This is a genomic window from Streptomyces sp. NPDC050416 (assembly GCF_044458845.1).
In the GTDB taxonomy this organism is placed as follows: domain Bacteria; phylum Actinomycetota; class Actinomycetes; order Streptomycetales; family Streptomycetaceae; genus Streptomyces.
In genome coordinates this window covers 935454-948813 of sequence record NZ_JBITII010000002.1, presented here as the reverse complement: position 1 = coordinate 948813, position 13360 = coordinate 935454, and the positions used below count along the sequence as shown (strand labels likewise).

Annotated in this window: 13 protein-coding genes; 5 read left to right on the top strand and 8 right to left on the bottom strand. The window is 70.4% G+C overall.

Annotated elements, in window-relative coordinates; all coding sequences use genetic code 11:
* Together ACIBL4_RS09515 and ACIBL4_RS09510 are read left to right on the top strand one after the other, a co-directional pair.
* On the top strand, nt 1–837 hold the full coding sequence (locus ACIBL4_RS09515) for an arylamine N-acetyltransferase (RefSeq protein WP_399408028.1): 837 nt from the start codon (nt 1–3) through the stop codon (nt 835–837).
* Nucleotides 838–875: 38 nt separating this feature from the next.
* Nucleotides 876–1376, top strand: a complete 501-nt coding sequence (locus ACIBL4_RS09510) for a DinB family protein (RefSeq protein WP_399408026.1) — start codon at nt 876–878, stop codon at nt 1374–1376.
* Between the two features lie 27 nt (nt 1377–1403).
* On the opposite strand, the gene ACIBL4_RS09505 is transcribed toward ACIBL4_RS09510, so the two are convergent.
* Nucleotides 1404–2261: a DUF2690 domain-containing protein gene (locus tag ACIBL4_RS09505; protein WP_399408024.1), complete on the bottom strand. Its 858-nt coding sequence runs from the start codon at nt 2259–2261 to the stop codon at nt 1404–1406.
* Entirely contained in the window at nt 2258–3205 is a 948-nt protein-coding gene (locus ACIBL4_RS09500; protein ID WP_399408022.1) for a peptidoglycan-binding protein, read from the bottom strand. The genes ACIBL4_RS09505 and ACIBL4_RS09500 overlap by 4 nt, the downstream gene beginning before the upstream one ends.
* A gap of 308 nt (nt 3206–3513) precedes the next feature.
* Between ACIBL4_RS09500 and ACIBL4_RS09495 the strand changes: the two genes are divergently transcribed.
* Nucleotides 3514–3897 carry a peptidase inhibitor family I36 protein gene (locus tag ACIBL4_RS09495; RefSeq protein WP_399408020.1) on the top strand — a complete coding sequence of 128 codons (384 nt, stop codon included), beginning with the start codon at nt 3514–3516 and terminating at the stop codon, nt 3895–3897.
* Nucleotides 3898–3972: 75 nt separating this feature from the next.
* Here ACIBL4_RS09495 and argS read toward each other — a convergent pair whose 3' ends face one another.
* Complete coding sequence (argS, locus tag ACIBL4_RS09490) at nt 3973–5736, bottom strand: arginine--tRNA ligase (RefSeq protein ID WP_399408018.1); 1764 nt, start codon at nt 5734–5736, stop codon at nt 3973–3975.
* Nucleotides 5737–5886: 150 nt separating this feature from the next.
* Here argS and lysS point away from each other — a divergent pair, with 150 nt between their 5' ends.
* Entirely contained in the window at nt 5887–7632 is a 1746-nt protein-coding gene (gene lysS, locus ACIBL4_RS09485) for a lysine--tRNA ligase (RefSeq protein ID WP_399408016.1), read from the top strand.
* Nucleotides 7633–7691: 59 nt separating this feature from the next.
* Here the strand turns inward: lysS and ACIBL4_RS09480 are convergent, their stop codons facing one another.
* From ACIBL4_RS09480 to ACIBL4_RS09470, 3 genes are all read right to left on the bottom strand, one after another.
* Nucleotides 7692–8942, bottom strand: coding sequence for a DUF2637 domain-containing protein (locus ACIBL4_RS09480; protein WP_399408014.1), 1251 nt, complete (start codon nt 8940–8942; stop codon nt 7692–7694).
* Nucleotides 8943–9057: 115 nt separating this feature from the next.
* Nucleotides 9058–9975: a DUF3558 family protein gene (locus tag ACIBL4_RS09475; protein WP_399408012.1), complete on the bottom strand. Its 918-nt coding sequence runs from the start codon at nt 9973–9975 to the stop codon at nt 9058–9060.
* Between the two features lie 118 nt (nt 9976–10093).
* Entirely contained in the window at nt 10094–10924 is an 831-nt protein-coding gene (locus tag ACIBL4_RS09470) for a DUF3558 domain-containing protein (RefSeq protein WP_399408010.1), read from the bottom strand.
* A 171-nt stretch (nt 10925–11095) separates the two neighbouring features.
* On the opposite strand from ACIBL4_RS09470, the gene ACIBL4_RS09465 reads away from it, so the two are divergent.
* On the top strand, nt 11096–12289 hold the full coding sequence (locus ACIBL4_RS09465; RefSeq protein ID WP_399408008.1) for an RtcB family protein: 1194 nt from the start codon (nt 11096–11098) through the stop codon (nt 12287–12289).
* Between the two features lie 6 nt (nt 12290–12295).
* Here ACIBL4_RS09465 and ACIBL4_RS09460 read toward each other — a convergent pair whose 3' ends face one another.
* Nucleotides 12296–12466: a hypothetical protein gene (locus tag ACIBL4_RS09460; RefSeq protein WP_399408006.1), complete on the bottom strand. Its 171-nt coding sequence runs from the start codon at nt 12464–12466 to the stop codon at nt 12296–12298.
* Complete coding sequence (locus ACIBL4_RS09455) at nt 12466–13242, bottom strand: SDR family NAD(P)-dependent oxidoreductase (protein WP_399408004.1); 777 nt, start codon at nt 13240–13242, stop codon at nt 12466–12468. Before ACIBL4_RS09455 ends, ACIBL4_RS09460 begins: the two co-directional genes overlap by 1 nt.
* Nucleotides 13243–13360 lie beyond the last annotated feature (118 nt).

Sequence of the window (13360 nt, the reverse complement as noted above, 5' to 3'; positions counted from 1 at the left end):
ATGTCCGAGTCCATACCGTTCGATCTCGACGTGTATCTCCGTCGGATCGGATGGGAGGGGGAGCGGCGGGCCGACGTCGCCACCCTGCGCGGAGTGCATCTGGCCCACATGCGGGCCATTCCGTTCGAGAACCTCGACGCGCTGCGCGGCACGGCCCCCTCCCTCGATCCGGCCGACCTGGTGGCCAAGCTGGTCCACAGCCGGCGCGGCGGCTACTGCTACGAGCACAACACCCTGTTCGCCTGCGCCCTGGAGGCGCTGGGCTTCCGGGTGACCCTGCTTTGCGCGCGGGTGGTCATCGGCGCCGACAGCATCGCGAGCCGGCCGCGCACCCACATGGCGTTGCTGGCCGAGGTCCCCGGCGAAGCACGGCCGTACCTCGCCGACGTCGGCTTCGGGGCGATCGGCGCGCTGCCGGAGCCGGTGCCGCTGGTCGCCGACGTCGAATTCGCCGCGGCCGGGCGGCGGCACCGCCTCGTGCACGCGCCGCACGACGGCCCCCTGGAGATGTGGCTGCTCCAGGCCCACGACGCGGGGAAAGGCGACTGGATCAGCCAGTACGCCTTCACCCTGGAGCCCTTCGAGAAGCCCGACTTCGACGTCATCAACTGGCACATCGCGACCCACCCGCGCTCGCCGTTCTCCCAGCGCCTCTACGTCCAGCACCTCAGCACAACCCGGCACCTCCTGCTCGACGGCCGGCTCCTGACGGAGACCCGCTCCGACGGCACGGTCACCGAGCGGGAGGTGACCGGTGAGGCGGAGGCGCGGCGGCTCCTGGAGGAGGAGTTCGGCATCACCGCGCCGGAGGGGATGACGCTCCTCCAGGTCTCCTGAGGACAGGAACTGGCCTAATTGCTCCCTACGGTTCTCCCATGACCACTTCCCCGGAGAAGACGGACCTGTCGCAGGCGCTCGCGGAGCAGCGGGAGTTGCTGCTGATCACCGTGCGCGGACTCACCGACGCGCAGGCCGCGCAGCGTACGACCGTCAGCGAGCTGACCCTGGGCGGGATCGTGAAGCATCTCGCCCAGGGCGAGGAGGCGTGGACGCGGATCATGGTCAACGGGAACGGTGAACTGCCCGACGGCATGCTGGACCTGGGGCAGTACCGGATGGCCGAGGGCGACACGATCGCCGGGCTGGTGGAGCGGTACGAGGCGGCCGCCCGGACGACCGACGAGGCCGTGGCCGGGCTGCCGGACCTGGGGCACAGGGTGCTGCTGCCGACGACTCCGTGGTCGCCGCCGGAGCCCCAGTACTGGTCGGCGCGGCGGATCCTGCTGCACCTGATCAGGGAGACCGCCCAGCACGCCGGGCACGCGGACATCGTCCGGGAGACACTCGACGGGGCCAGCACCACGGCCCAGCGCTGACCCGGCGGTCCGTCAGACGCGGGCGCGTCAGACGCGGGCGTCGAAGCACTCGCGGGTGCCTCCCGTCACCGGGCGGAAGCAGGCCCGGACGGTCGTGCCGGGGCGGGCTTCGGTCATGGGCGTATAGACGTAGGACTGGGCGGCGATGTCGTCCGTGACCTCGGCGGCGTGCGGACGGCGGCCTCCGTCGGTCCTGTTCAGCTCCAGCCGGTCGCCGATCCGCGTGCCCCACATCCGGGCCCAGCCGGCCTCGCACTTGTCGCTGTAGCGCAGTTCGAGGTGGGCGCCGGTGGACGTGCGGTGCGAGGCGAGAGTGAGCGGGGCCTGGCCGCATCTCATCTGCATCGGGCTCTTGCCCTCGCACGTGGCACCACGGCACCGGGGTGCCGGGGCGGACGGCGGCGGCGGGGCGGCCGGCCGGGGGTCGCCGGACTGGCCCGCGAGGAGGATCAGAGCCACGGACAGGCCGCCGGCCGCTGTCGCGCACACCGACGCGAGGACGGCCAGGAGCGCGCCCCTGCCGGCGGCGGCAGGCCTTCGGGCCTCCGCGTCCGCCTCCGGGGGTGCGGGTGGGTCCGTGGGTGCCGTCGGTGCCGTCGCCGTTGGTGTCGTCGGTGCCGCCCGGCCGCTCCACTCCGACTCCGCCAGTTCCCACAGGGCCAGACACCGGCCCTCCGGTTCCCCGGCGAGGCGGCACAGCTCCTGCACCGCCTCACGCGGCGGGAGCGTCCTGCCGTTGAGGTAGCGCTCCCAGGACGACTTGCTGAAGGTGGTCTTCGCCGCGAGGGCCGCCAGGCTCAGGCCCGTGCCCGCCCTCAGCTCCCGCAGCGCCGAGGCGAGCCGGGCCCGTTCGGGCGGCAGCGGGCCGGGCGAAGTGCGCGTCATTCCCGCAGGGCCTTCCAGGTGTGCGGGCCGATGATGCCGTCCACGACCAGGTGCGCCCGCTTCTGCAGGTCCCTGACCGCGCGTTTCGTGTGCGGGCCGAAGATGCCGTCCACGGCGCCCGGCGAGAGGCCCGCCTCGCGCAGCAGACACTGTGCCTCGGCCACCTCCGGCCCGGCGTGCCCCTCGGCCAGGACGGCCTTCATGGTGCGGCTGTTGCCCGCGTACCAGCGGCCCTCGATCCGCTCCGCCCGGCAGGTGTACCGGGGCCGGTCCGACTCCCCGGGTGACCCCGGTGCCGTCATGGCGGTGGCGGTGGCGGTGAGGCCGGCCGCCGCCGCTCTGTCCTCGCCGTCCGTGAGCCGCACGGCCAGCAGGACCGAGGCGGCCACGGCCAGCACCAGGGCCACCGATCCGGCGGTGAGCGTGATGCGCAGCGCCCGGCCGTGGGGGTGGGGTGCGCCGGATCCCGGCTCGGACCCGGGCTCGGTTTCCGGCCCGGATCCGGGCTCGGTCCCGCGCTCGGTCCGGGGCATGTTTCTCGGCTCGGACCCGGCCGTCTCGCCCTGTCGATCCGCCAGGTCCGCCGTGTCCGTCCGGTTCGTTCCGTCCGCCTGGTCCGCCGAGTCCGCCAGGTCTGTCCGGCGCGCTCCGTCCACCCGATCCGCCGGGTTCGTCCCCTTCCCCCACGCCTCGGTGGCGACCTCGTGCAGGGCGAGGAGGCGGGTCGGGTCGTCACCGCCGAGCCGGGCCATCGCCTCGACGGCCTCCCTGGGCGGGAGCGACCTGCCGGCCAGGTAGCGCTCCCAGGACGACGTGCTGTAGCCCGTCTTGGCCGCGAGCTGGCGCAGGCTCAGTCCGCTGTGATCCTTCACCCGCCGTAATCGCACCACCAACTGCCGTATGCACGGGTCGAGTTCTTCGGGCAGCCCTTTCCAACGCGACATGTTCCCCCCACTCGCGTTCGTGGACCGTGGTCAGCGGTCCCGTCACCGCCGCATTCTGCATCAGCATCCACGCGGTGCCCCATACATCGGTTCCCGCTCTCCCCGCCGCCCCCTACCGATTCGGCCACACCCCGCGGCGACCGTCCCGCCGCACCGTCCCGGCCGACGGCGTCGCCGCAGGTCAGCGCCCGGGACGTCCCGCGAGTACGTCACTTCGGAGGCGACCGTGGCGGACCCGGGTCCCCGGGCCGCAGTCTCGTTGCCGAGCCGGCCGGTGCGGTCGGCCCGCCCACGAAGGGGGAGACAGCATGCGTATGACCAGGAAGCTCGCCGTCATGACCGGGGGCCTCGCGCTGACCGGGGGACTGCTCGCCGGCGGCGCGGGAACGGCCGGTGCCGCACAGGCCGCGCCGCAGGCCGCCTCGGACTGTCCGTCCGGCTGGTTCTGCGTCTGGGCCGGGCAGAACTACACCGGCCGCATGCAGAAGGTCGCCGGGACCAACAACGACCTGACCCAGTACGCCGTGTTCCAGAACTTCAAGTCCTGGTACAACCACGGCGCGTCCTGCGACTTCAAGTGGTTCTCGGAGAAGAACCACCGCGGGTCCAGCGGCATCGTCCCGAGGGGCTACAAGGAGACCGGCAGCGTGAGCCGCTACATGAAGTCCAACACGTGGGTCAACTGCAAGTGATCCACGGCTCCTGATACGCCGAGGGCGGCACTCACGGGGGAGTGCCGCCCTCGGTCCGTGCGTCCCGGTCCGGGCTCACAGCCGCTCGGGCGTCCGGATGCCCAGCAGGGCCATGCCCTGGTGCAGCGTGCGGGCCGTGATGTCGCAGAGGAACAGGCGGTTCTCGGTCTGCTCGGGCGACTCGGCCTTCAGGACCGGGCACTTGTCGTAGAACGTCGTGTACAGCGACGCCAGCTGGTACAGGTACGCCGTCAGCTTGTGCGGGGCGTACTCCGCCGCCGCCTCCGCCACCGTCGCCGCGAACGAGTCCGCGTGCAGACCCAGCGCGCGCTCCGCCTCCTGCAGACCCAGCTCCGGGTGCGCGACCGGACGGGCCTCGCCGGCCTTGCGCAGGATCGACCGGATACGGGCGTAGGCGTACTGGAGGTAGACGGACGTGTCGCCGTTCAGCGAGACCATCTGGTCCAGGTCGAACTTGTAGTCGCGGTTCGCCGACGTCGACAGGTCCGCGTACTTCACCGCGCCGATGCCGACCTGCGTGCCCCGCTCGGCGATCTCCTCCTCGGAGAGGTCCTGCGCCTTCTCCCGGACCACCGCCGAGGCACGGTCGATCGCCTCGTCCAGCAGGTCCACCAGCCGGACCGTCTCGCCCTCACGGGTCTTGAACGGCTTGCCGTCCTTGCCGAGGACCGTGCCGAAGGCCAGCTGCACCGCGTGCACGTCCTCGTTCAGCCAGCCCGCCCGGCGGGCCGTCTCGAAGACCATCTTGAAGTGCAGCGACTGGCGGGCGTCCACCACGTACAGCAGCGTGTTCGCCTTGAGGTTGAAGACGCGGTCGCGGATCGCCGACAGGTCGGTCGCCGCGTAGCCGTAGCCGCCGTCCGACTTCTGCACGATCAGCGGGACCGGCTTGCCGTCCGGGCCCTTGATGTCGTCGAAGAAGACACACAGCGCGCCCTCGGAGCGGACCGCGACGCCCGACTCCTCCAGCAGGCGGCAGGTCTCCGCGAGCATGTCGTTGTAGCCGGACTCCCCGACGATGTCCGCGTCCTGGATCTCCATGTCCAGCTTCTCGAAGACGGAGAAGAAGTAGATCTTCGACTCGTCCACGAACTTCTGCCACATGGCGAGGGTCTGCGGGTCGCCCGCCTGGAGGTCGACCACCCGGCGGCGGGCCCGCGTCTTGAACTCCTCGTCCGCGTCGAAGACCTTGCGGGCCGCCTTGTAGAGGCGGTCGAGATTCGACATCGCCTCCTCGCCGGAGACCTCGCCGGCCTTGTGGTCCAGCTCGTGCGGGTGCTCCTCCAGATACTGGATGAGCATGCCGAACTGGGTGCCCCAGTCGCCGATGTGGTGACGCCGCACCACGCTTTCGCCGGTGAACTCCAGCAGCTGCGCCACCGAGTCACCGATCACCGCGGAGCGCAGGTGACCGACGTGCATCTCCTTCGCCACGTTCGGCTGGGCGTAGTCGATGACCGTGGTGCCCGGCTGCTCGGACTGCGGCACGCCGAGGCGGCCGGTGTCGTCCGCGTAGCGCGCGGCGAGGTTCTGCGTGATCGCCCGGTCGGTGATCGTGATGTTCAGGAAGCCGGGGCCGGAGACCTCGACGTCCTTGATCACGTCACCCGACTCGACCCGGGAGACGACCTGCGCCGCCAGCTCCCGCGGGTTCGCCTTCTCCTTCTTCGCGAGGGCCAGGATCCCGTTGGCCTGGAAGTCCGCCCGGTCGCTTCGTCGCAGCAGCGGGTCCGCGGAGCCGGCCTGCGGCACGGCCGCCGACAGGGCAGCCGCGAGGCGCTGGTGGACGGAGTCGCTGAGGGACGTGACCGAGGCCATAGGAAAGGGTGCCGTTCTCCTCGAGGGAATCGATAGACACGGCCAGTATCCCATGCGAGGTAAAGCCGTTTTTCCGGGCGCGAGGCGGTCTGGGACAATGGTGCGGTCAGCCGTGCGACCGTACCGGCTGCCCGATGCAGAAAGAAGGACGTGCCGATCGTGGCTCAGAGCACCGAGACCACCGACTGGGTCTCCCGTTTCGCGGATGAGGTCATCGAGGAGTCGGAGCGTCGGGCCCCGGGCAAACCCGTCGTCGTCGCGTCCGGCCTCTCACCGTCCGGCCCCATCCACCTCGGGAACCTCCGCGAGGTCATGACCCCGCATCTCGTCGCCGACGAGATCCGCCGCCGGGGCCACCAGGTGCGGCACCTGATCTCCTGGGACGACTACGACCGGTACCGGAAGGTGCCGGCGGGCATCGCCGGCGTCGACGAGTCGTGGGCCGAGCACATCGGCAAGCCGCTGACGTCCGTCCCGGCGCCCAAGGGCTCGACGCACGCCAACTGGGCCGAGCACTTCAAGGCCGCGATGATCGAGTCGCTGGGCGAGCTGGGCGTGGAGTTCGACGGGATCAGCCAGACCGCGCAGTACACCTCCGGCGTGTACCGCGAGCAGATCCTGCACGCCATGAAGCACCGCGGCGACATCGACGCGATCCTCGACCAGTACCGCACGAAGAAGGCCCCCGCGAAGAAGCAGCAGGGGCAGAAGCCGGTCGACGAGGCCGAGCTGGAGGCCGCCGAGGGCTCCGGCGCGGCCGCCGAGGACGACGGCAGCTCCGGCTCCGCCGGGTACTTCCCGTACAAGCCGTACTGCGGCAACTGCGAGAAGGACCTCACCACCGTCACGTCCTACGACGACGACTCCACCGAGCTGACGTACGCCTGCACCGCGTGCGGCTTCTCCGAGACGGTCCGGCTGAGCGAGTTCAACCGCGGCAAGCTGGTCTGGAAGGTCGACTGGCCGATGCGGTGGGCCTACGAGGGCGTCGTGTTCGAGCCCTCCGGCGTCGACCACTCCTCCCCGGGGTCCTCCTTCCAGGTCGGCGGGCAGATCGTCGGAATCTTCGGCGGCAAGCAGCCGATCGGCCCGATGTACGCCTTCGTCGGCATCTCCGGCATGGCCAAGATGTCCTCCTCGCGGGGCGGCGTGCCCACCCCCGCCGACGCCCTGAAGATCATGGAGCCGCAGCTGCTGCGCTGGCTGTACGCCCGGCGCAGGCCCAACCAGTCCTTCAAGGTCGCCTTCGACCAGGAGATCCAGCGGCTCTACGACGAGTGGGACCGGCTCGACGCCAAGGTCGCCGACGGCAGCGCCCTGCCCGCCGACGTCGCCGCCCACTCGCGTGCGGTGCGTACGGCCGCCGGTGAGCTGCCGCGCACGCCTCGGCCGCTGCCGTACCGGACGCTGGCGTCCGTCGCGGACATCACCGCCGGGCACGAGGACCAGGCGCTGCGGATCCTGAGCGAGCTGGACCCGGAGCAGCCGCTGACCTCCCTCGACGAGGCGCGTCCGCGGTACGACAAGGCCGAGGCCTGGATCAACACCCATGTGCCGGCCGAACAGCGGACGATCGTGCGCGACGAGCCGGACGCGGAGCTGCTGAAGTCGCTCGACGAGCAGGGGCGGGAGTCGCTGCGGCTGCTGCTCGACGGGCTGGCCGACCACTGGTCGCTCGACGGCCTGACGCACCTCGTGTACGGCGTGCCGAAGGTGCAGGCCGGATTCCCGGCCGACGCCACGCCGAAGGAGCTGCCGCCGGAGATCAAGACCGCGCAGCGGTCCTTCTTCGCCCTGCTGTACCACCTGCTGGTCGGGCGGGACACGGGGCCGCGGCTGCCGACGCTGCTGCTGGCGGTGGGGCAGGAGCGGGTGCGGGCCCTGCTCGGGGAGTGAACAGGCACTGAGAAGGGGCCCCCGGTTTTCTCCGGGGGCCCCTTCTTCGTGCCGGCGGGTCAGGCGATGTGGTCCTCTTCCAGTTGCGCCGAGTGGCGTTTCTGGAAGCGCTCCACGAGGGACTTCAGCTCACCGGGGCTCAGCGTCGTGCCGTAGGTGGCCTGGATGTTGTCACCCAGCGCGCGGGGGGTGGGGTAGCTGCCGTCTATCGACTGGCGGAACACCTGGTAGTACGCCTCTTCGTCCGGCTCGGGGGCCGGGGGCGTGCCGCCGCCCTCGCCGAGTTCGCGCGTGCGGTTCGGGCCCACCGGGATGGGGAAGCTGCCGGTGTCCTCCGGGGTGGGTTCCTGCTCGTACTGGGTCTGGTACTGCTCGGCTTCTTGTTGTTCCGCGATCCACTGGGCGTACTGCTCGGCGGGATCGTAGTTGGGGTCGTAGCCGCCCTGGTATTCGACCTCTCGGGGGGTGTTGAACCAGGGGCTCTGGTCTGGCTCCGGGGGGTTGGCCGGTTGCTCGGCGTCTTGATTGCTCTCGAGTTGCGGGCGCTGCTCGCTGGGAGGTGCCGCTCTCTGTGGGACGGGCGCCGCCCCAGCGGCACGACTGCCCGCAGCCGGGTCCGTTTGCGGTGGCGGGGGAATCAGTGCCGGTTCTATGCCTGCCGCTGCCAGCCCCGCCGGGGCCGTTTCCGCCAGGGGGACGCCGTAGCGGGCCAGGCGCAGGGGCATCAGCGACTCCACCGGGGCCTTCCTGCGCCACGCCCGGCCGAAGCGGGAACGCAGCCGGGCCTGGTAGACGAGACGTTCCTGCTCCAGCTTGATGACCTGCTCGTAGGAGCGGAGCTCCCAGAGCTTCATGCGGCGCCACAGGAGGAACGTCGGGACGGGGGAGAGCAGCCAGCGGGTGAGGCGGACGCCCTCCATGTGCTTGTCGGCCGTGATGTCGGCGATCCGGCCGATCGCGTGACGTGCCGCTTCGACCGAGACGACGAACAGGATCGGGATCACCGCGTGCATGCCGACACCGAGCGGATCCGGCCAGGCCGCCGCGCCGTTGAAGGCGATCGTCGCCGCCGTCAGGAGCCAGGCCGTCTGGCGCAGCAGCGGGAAGGGGATCCTGATCCAGGTGAGGAGCAGGTCCAGGGCCAGCAGGACGCAGATGCCCGCGTCGATACCGATCGGGAAGACGTAGGAGAAGTTCCCGAAGCCCTTCTTCAGGGCCAATTCGCGGACGGCCGCGTACGAACCGGCGAAGCCGATGCCGGCGATGATCACGGCGCCGGCCACGACCACACCGATGAGAACGCGGTGCATCCGAGTCAGCTGTAGTGGCGCGGCCACCCGTACTCCCCTCCCCTTGCGTGTTGTTGCGCGCAACAGGGTGGCACATGTGTGCGGAGGACGGGTGGCCGGTTCCGGTCGGGGCTGTTCAGCTCTTCGACGCCGGCTTCTTCGACGGCGACGTCGAGGCGTCCTTCGCGGGCTCCTCGGACGCGTCCGAGGAGGCCGACTTCGACGGCGACTTGGACGCCGACTTCGACGGGGCCTTGGAGGGGGTCTTGGACGCGGCGCCGCTCGCCTTGCCGCCGCCCGCGCCGTTCGCCTCGGACACCGCCGCCACGGCCTCCTTGGCGGCCTTCTCGGCGTCCTTCATCAGGTCGTCGGCGCTCGGGCTCTTGTCGCCGGCCAGGCCCGCGCCGTTGTAATCGAGGGTGACGACGACGTTCTCGACGCGTGCCACGACCGTCTGCTGCTTGAAGGTGCCTTCCTTCTTCTTCAGCTCGTAGCGCACGGCCGTCGCCTCGTCGCCGGTCCCGGGCACCGGCTCCGACTTGGTGCTCTTGGCACCCGCCACGGCCTGAGCGTCCTGGACCTGCTTCTCGAAGTACTCCTGGGCCAGCTTGTCGGCCGGGCCGCGGGTGACGTCCGACTCGAAGCGCAGCATCGACACGTTCAGCCAGCGGAACTGCGAGCCCTTGACGCCGTTGTTGTCGAGGCTGTTCCAGGAGCAGTTGGCACGGGTCGAGATGTCGTCCGACTTGCCCTCCTTGCCGGACTTGCCCTCCGGTACGAGGTCCTTCAGCGTCTTCTTCGACAGCGTCTTGCAGGGCTCCGGGAGCTTGCCGTACGCCGCCGCCTCCACGGTCGGCGAGGGGCTCGCGGACGCCGAGGCGGCGGCCTTGGCGGCCTTGTCCGTGCTGTCGCCGGAGCCGGAGTCCGAAGAGCAGCCGGCGGCGACCAGCATCACGGGGACGGCGGCCGCGCAGACAAGGACGCGGTGGAGTCGCTTCGCTCGCTGTTCTCGCTGCTCTCGCTGTGCTCGTCGCTGCATGGTTCCTTCACTCATGACGCTCGTGGTTCCTGCGGTCGGAACGGGTCCGAGTGGTCACGGTACGCGGTGAGGCAGCGGTGTGTTCTTCCTTCGGGTGCTTTGCGGGTGCGCGTGAAGGGGGCGTGAAGGGGCCTCAGCCGCTCAGCGAATCGGCCAGCTGCGAGGCCAGTTTCCGGGCCCTGTCCTGCATTTCCTTGCTGTCCGGGACGACGCCGACGGTGGCCGGCTGCTCGGCGTACTCGATGGTCACGATGACGTTCGACGTGCGGAATGCCACAGTCACCGTCCGCTGCTTGGCCGTCGAACCGGAGCTGCTCAGCTCGTCGTCGAGGAAGGCCTCGTCGCCGACCTCCTCCAGGACGCGCGGCTGGAGGTCGGTCGGGGTGGCGGAGGCGGACGCCGGCGGCGAGGAACTGCCGGACGGGGACGGGGAGCCGCTCGGCGCGGGGGTGGCACCCCCGGCCGGCGTGCTGCCGGGCGTGCTGCCCGGGGTCGCCGACTCGGTGGCGGTCGGCTCGGGCAGGTGGGCCGCCGCCTCCTTCTCCGCGAAGAGCTGCTCGGCCAGGCTGTCGTCGCTGACCGCGTTGTCGTAGGAGACGACCCGTTCGAAGTCGACGAGCAGATGGTCGGTGGCCTGCTGCGCATCGACCTTCCACTGGCAGCCGACCTTGCGGTCGGTGTCGTACGTGACCGTAGCCTCGCCCTCGTACGCCTTCTCGCGCTGCTCCTCGTCAGTGATCTGCCGGATCCCGGGCAGGAGTTCGTCGAGGGAGCTCTGGCCGACGGCGCCGCAGGGCTCGGGCAGCGTGCGGTACTTGCCCGGCTCGGCGACGGTCGAGGCCGTGCCCGTGTCGCCCGGGTTGGAGTCGTCCGTCGCGCCGCCGTCGCCGGAGTTGCCGGTGCAGCCGGCCAGCAGGGCCGCGAGGAGCGCGGCGATACCGGGTGCGTACGCCTTCCGTTGCACGTGGTGGCCCCTCTCGACGCGGAAATCTGCTTGCCGCCGTGGGGCGGCCGATGAACACAATGTCTATCGCACGCACTGCCGTGGACGCCGGTCCGGATTCCCTTTCGTCGACCTTGGCTCCGGTATTTGCTGTTGAGGACTTCTGTTCGTTTACGGGGGATTGAGGACGCTATGTCGTATGTAGAGATGCCTGGTGCGAAAGTACCGATCCGGATGTGGACCGACCCGGCCACGGTCGAGGGCTCCGCACTCCAGCAGCTCCAGAACGTAGCCACGCTGCCCTGGATCAAGGGCCTGGCCGTCATGCCCGACGTGCACTACGGCAAGGGTGCGACGGTCGGCTCGGTCATCGCCATGAAGGGCGCGGTGTGCCCGGCGGCGGTGGGTGTCGACATCGGCTGCGGAATGTCGGCGGTGAAGACGTCCCTGACGGCGAACGACCTGCCCGGGGACCTGTCGCGGCTGCGGTCGCGGGTCGAGCAGGTGATCCCGGTGGGGCGCGGGATGCATGACGATCCCGTCGACCCCGGGCGCTTCCACGGGCTGGCCACCGCCGGGTGGGAGGACTTCTGGGGGCGGTTCGACGGGGTGGCGGAGGCGGTCAAGTTCCGTCAGGAACGTGCCACGAAGCAGATGGGAACGCTCGGATCCGGGAATCACTTTGTCGAAGTGTGCATAGATACGCAGGGGTCTGTGTGGCTCATGCTCCACTCCGGTTCCCGCAACATCGGCAAGGAGCTGGCCGAGCACCACATCGGCGTGGCCCAGAGGCTCCCGCACAACCAGGGCCTGGTCGACCGTGACCTCGCCGTCTTCGTCGCGGACACCCCGCAGATGACGGCGTACCGCAACGATCTGTTCTGGGCGCAGGAATACGCGAAGTACAACCGCTCGATCATGATGGCGCTCCTGAAGGACGTGATCCGCAAGGAGTTCAAGAAGGCCAAGCCGACGTTCGAGCCGGAGATCTCCTGTCATCACAACTACGTGGCCGAGGAGCGCTACGACGGGATGGACCTGCTCGTGACCCGCAAGGGCGCGATCCGGGCCGGCTCCGGCGACTACGGGATCATCCCGGGTTCCATGGGCACGGGTTCCTACATCGTGAAGGGCCTCGGCAACGCCAAGTCCTTCAACTCGGCCTCGCACGGCGCGGGCCGGCGCATGAGCCGTAACGCGGCCAAGCGCCGGTTCTCGACGAAGGACCTGGAGGAGCAGACGCGGGGCGTGGAGTGCCGTAAGGACTCCGGCGTCGTGGACGAGATCCCGGGCGCCTACAAGCCGATCGAGCAGGTCATCGACCAGCAGCGGGATCTGGTGGAGGTCGTGGCCAAGCTGAAGCAGGTCGTCTGTGTGAAGGGTTGACCGGTCCTATTTCGGGGCGTGCAGCACCGCGTAGACCATGACGAACGCCACGATGTGGATGCCGAAGAGGAAGTAGGCGAGCCACCACCACATGTGGCGCTCGTTCTTCGTCTCCTGGGTGAGGCGCTGTTGTTCCCGGTCCCGTTGCTGTTCCGGGTCCCCTCCGGCGTCCGGCATCACAGGTCCCGGTGGACTTTCGTGTTGGAGGCCTGGGCGCGGGGGCGCAGGACGAGGAGGTCGACGTTGACGTGGCTGGGGCGGGTGACCGCCCAGGTGATCGTGTCGGCGACGTCGTCGGCCGTGAGGGGCTCGGCGACGCCCTCGTAGACCTTGGCCGCCTTGTCCTCGTCGCCGCCGAAGCGGGTCAGGGCGAACTCGTCCGTCTTGACCATGCCGGGGGCGATCTCGATGACGCGGACCGGCTGGCCCACGATCTCCAGGCGCAGCGTCTCGGCGAGGACGTGCGCGCCGTGCTTGGCGGCGACGTAGCCCGCGCCGCCCTCGTAGGTGCCGTGGCCCGCGGTGGAGGAGACGACCACGACCGTGCCGTCGCCGCTCGCGATCAGCTTGGGCAGCAGGGCCTGGGTGAGGTTGAGCGTGCCGATGACGTTCGTCTCGTACATCTGGCGCCAGTCGGCCGGGTCGCCGGTCGCGACCGGGTCGGCGCCGAGCGCGCCGCCCGCGTTGTTGACCAGCACGCCGATCGTCTTGAAGGCCGTGGCGAACTCGTCGACCGCCGCGCGGTCGGTGACGTCGAGGGCGTACGCCGTGGCCTGGTGGCCCGCCTTGGTGATCTCCTCCGCCAGCGCCTCGATGCGGTCCTTGCGGCGGGCGGTGAGGACGACGCGGTAGCCCGCGGCGGCGAGCTGCCTGGCCGTGGCGGCGCCGATTCCGCTGCTCGCACCGGTGACGACGGCGATGCGGGAGGCTGCGGACGGGGCGGCGGTGGCCATGGGAGCTCCTCGGACGTGGTGTGCGGTGCCGGGCCGGCGTCGGCCTGAGGCTTCCGGCCAGGATAGGCGGGCCCCGCGGTGGGAGAATGAGGGCGGGTGATCCCCTGACAGGTTCCGG

Bases quoted from the DNA above. Each gene is read 5' to 3' on its own strand.
- ACIBL4_RS09480 (WP_399408014.1), bottom strand. From the start codon at position 8,942: ATGCACCGCGTTCTCATCGGTGTGGTCGTGGCCGGCGCCGTGATCATC.
- ACIBL4_RS09510 (WP_399408026.1), top strand. From the start codon at position 876: ATGACCACTTCCCCGGAGAAGACGGACCTGTCGCAGGCGCTCGCGGAG.
- ACIBL4_RS09475 (WP_399408012.1), bottom strand. From the start codon at position 9,975: ATGAGTGAAGGAACCATGCAGCGACGAGCACAGCGAGAGCAGCGAGAA.
- ACIBL4_RS09515 (WP_399408028.1), top strand. From the start codon at position 1: ATGTCCGAGTCCATACCGTTCGATCTCGACGTGTATCTCCGTCGGATC.
- ACIBL4_RS09505 (WP_399408024.1), bottom strand. From the start codon at position 2,261: ATGACGCGCACTTCGCCCGGCCCGCTGCCGCCCGAACGGGCCCGGCTC.
- ACIBL4_RS09455 (WP_399408004.1), bottom strand. From the start codon at position 13,242: ATGGCCACCGCCGCCCCGTCCGCAGCCTCCCGCATCGCCGTCGTCACC.
- argS (WP_399408018.1), bottom strand. From the start codon at position 5,736: ATGGCCTCGGTCACGTCCCTCAGCGACTCCGTCCACCAGCGCCTCGCG.
- ACIBL4_RS09460 (WP_399408006.1), bottom strand. From the start codon at position 12,466: ATGCCGGACGCCGGAGGGGACCCGGAACAGCAACGGGACCGGGAACAA.
- ACIBL4_RS09500 (WP_399408022.1), bottom strand. From the start codon at position 3,205: ATGTCGCGTTGGAAAGGGCTGCCCGAAGAACTCGACCCGTGCATACGG.
- ACIBL4_RS09465 (WP_399408008.1), top strand. From the start codon at position 11,096: ATGTCGTATGTAGAGATGCCTGGTGCGAAAGTACCGATCCGGATGTGG.
- ACIBL4_RS09495 (WP_399408020.1), top strand. From the start codon at position 3,514: ATGCGTATGACCAGGAAGCTCGCCGTCATGACCGGGGGCCTCGCGCTG.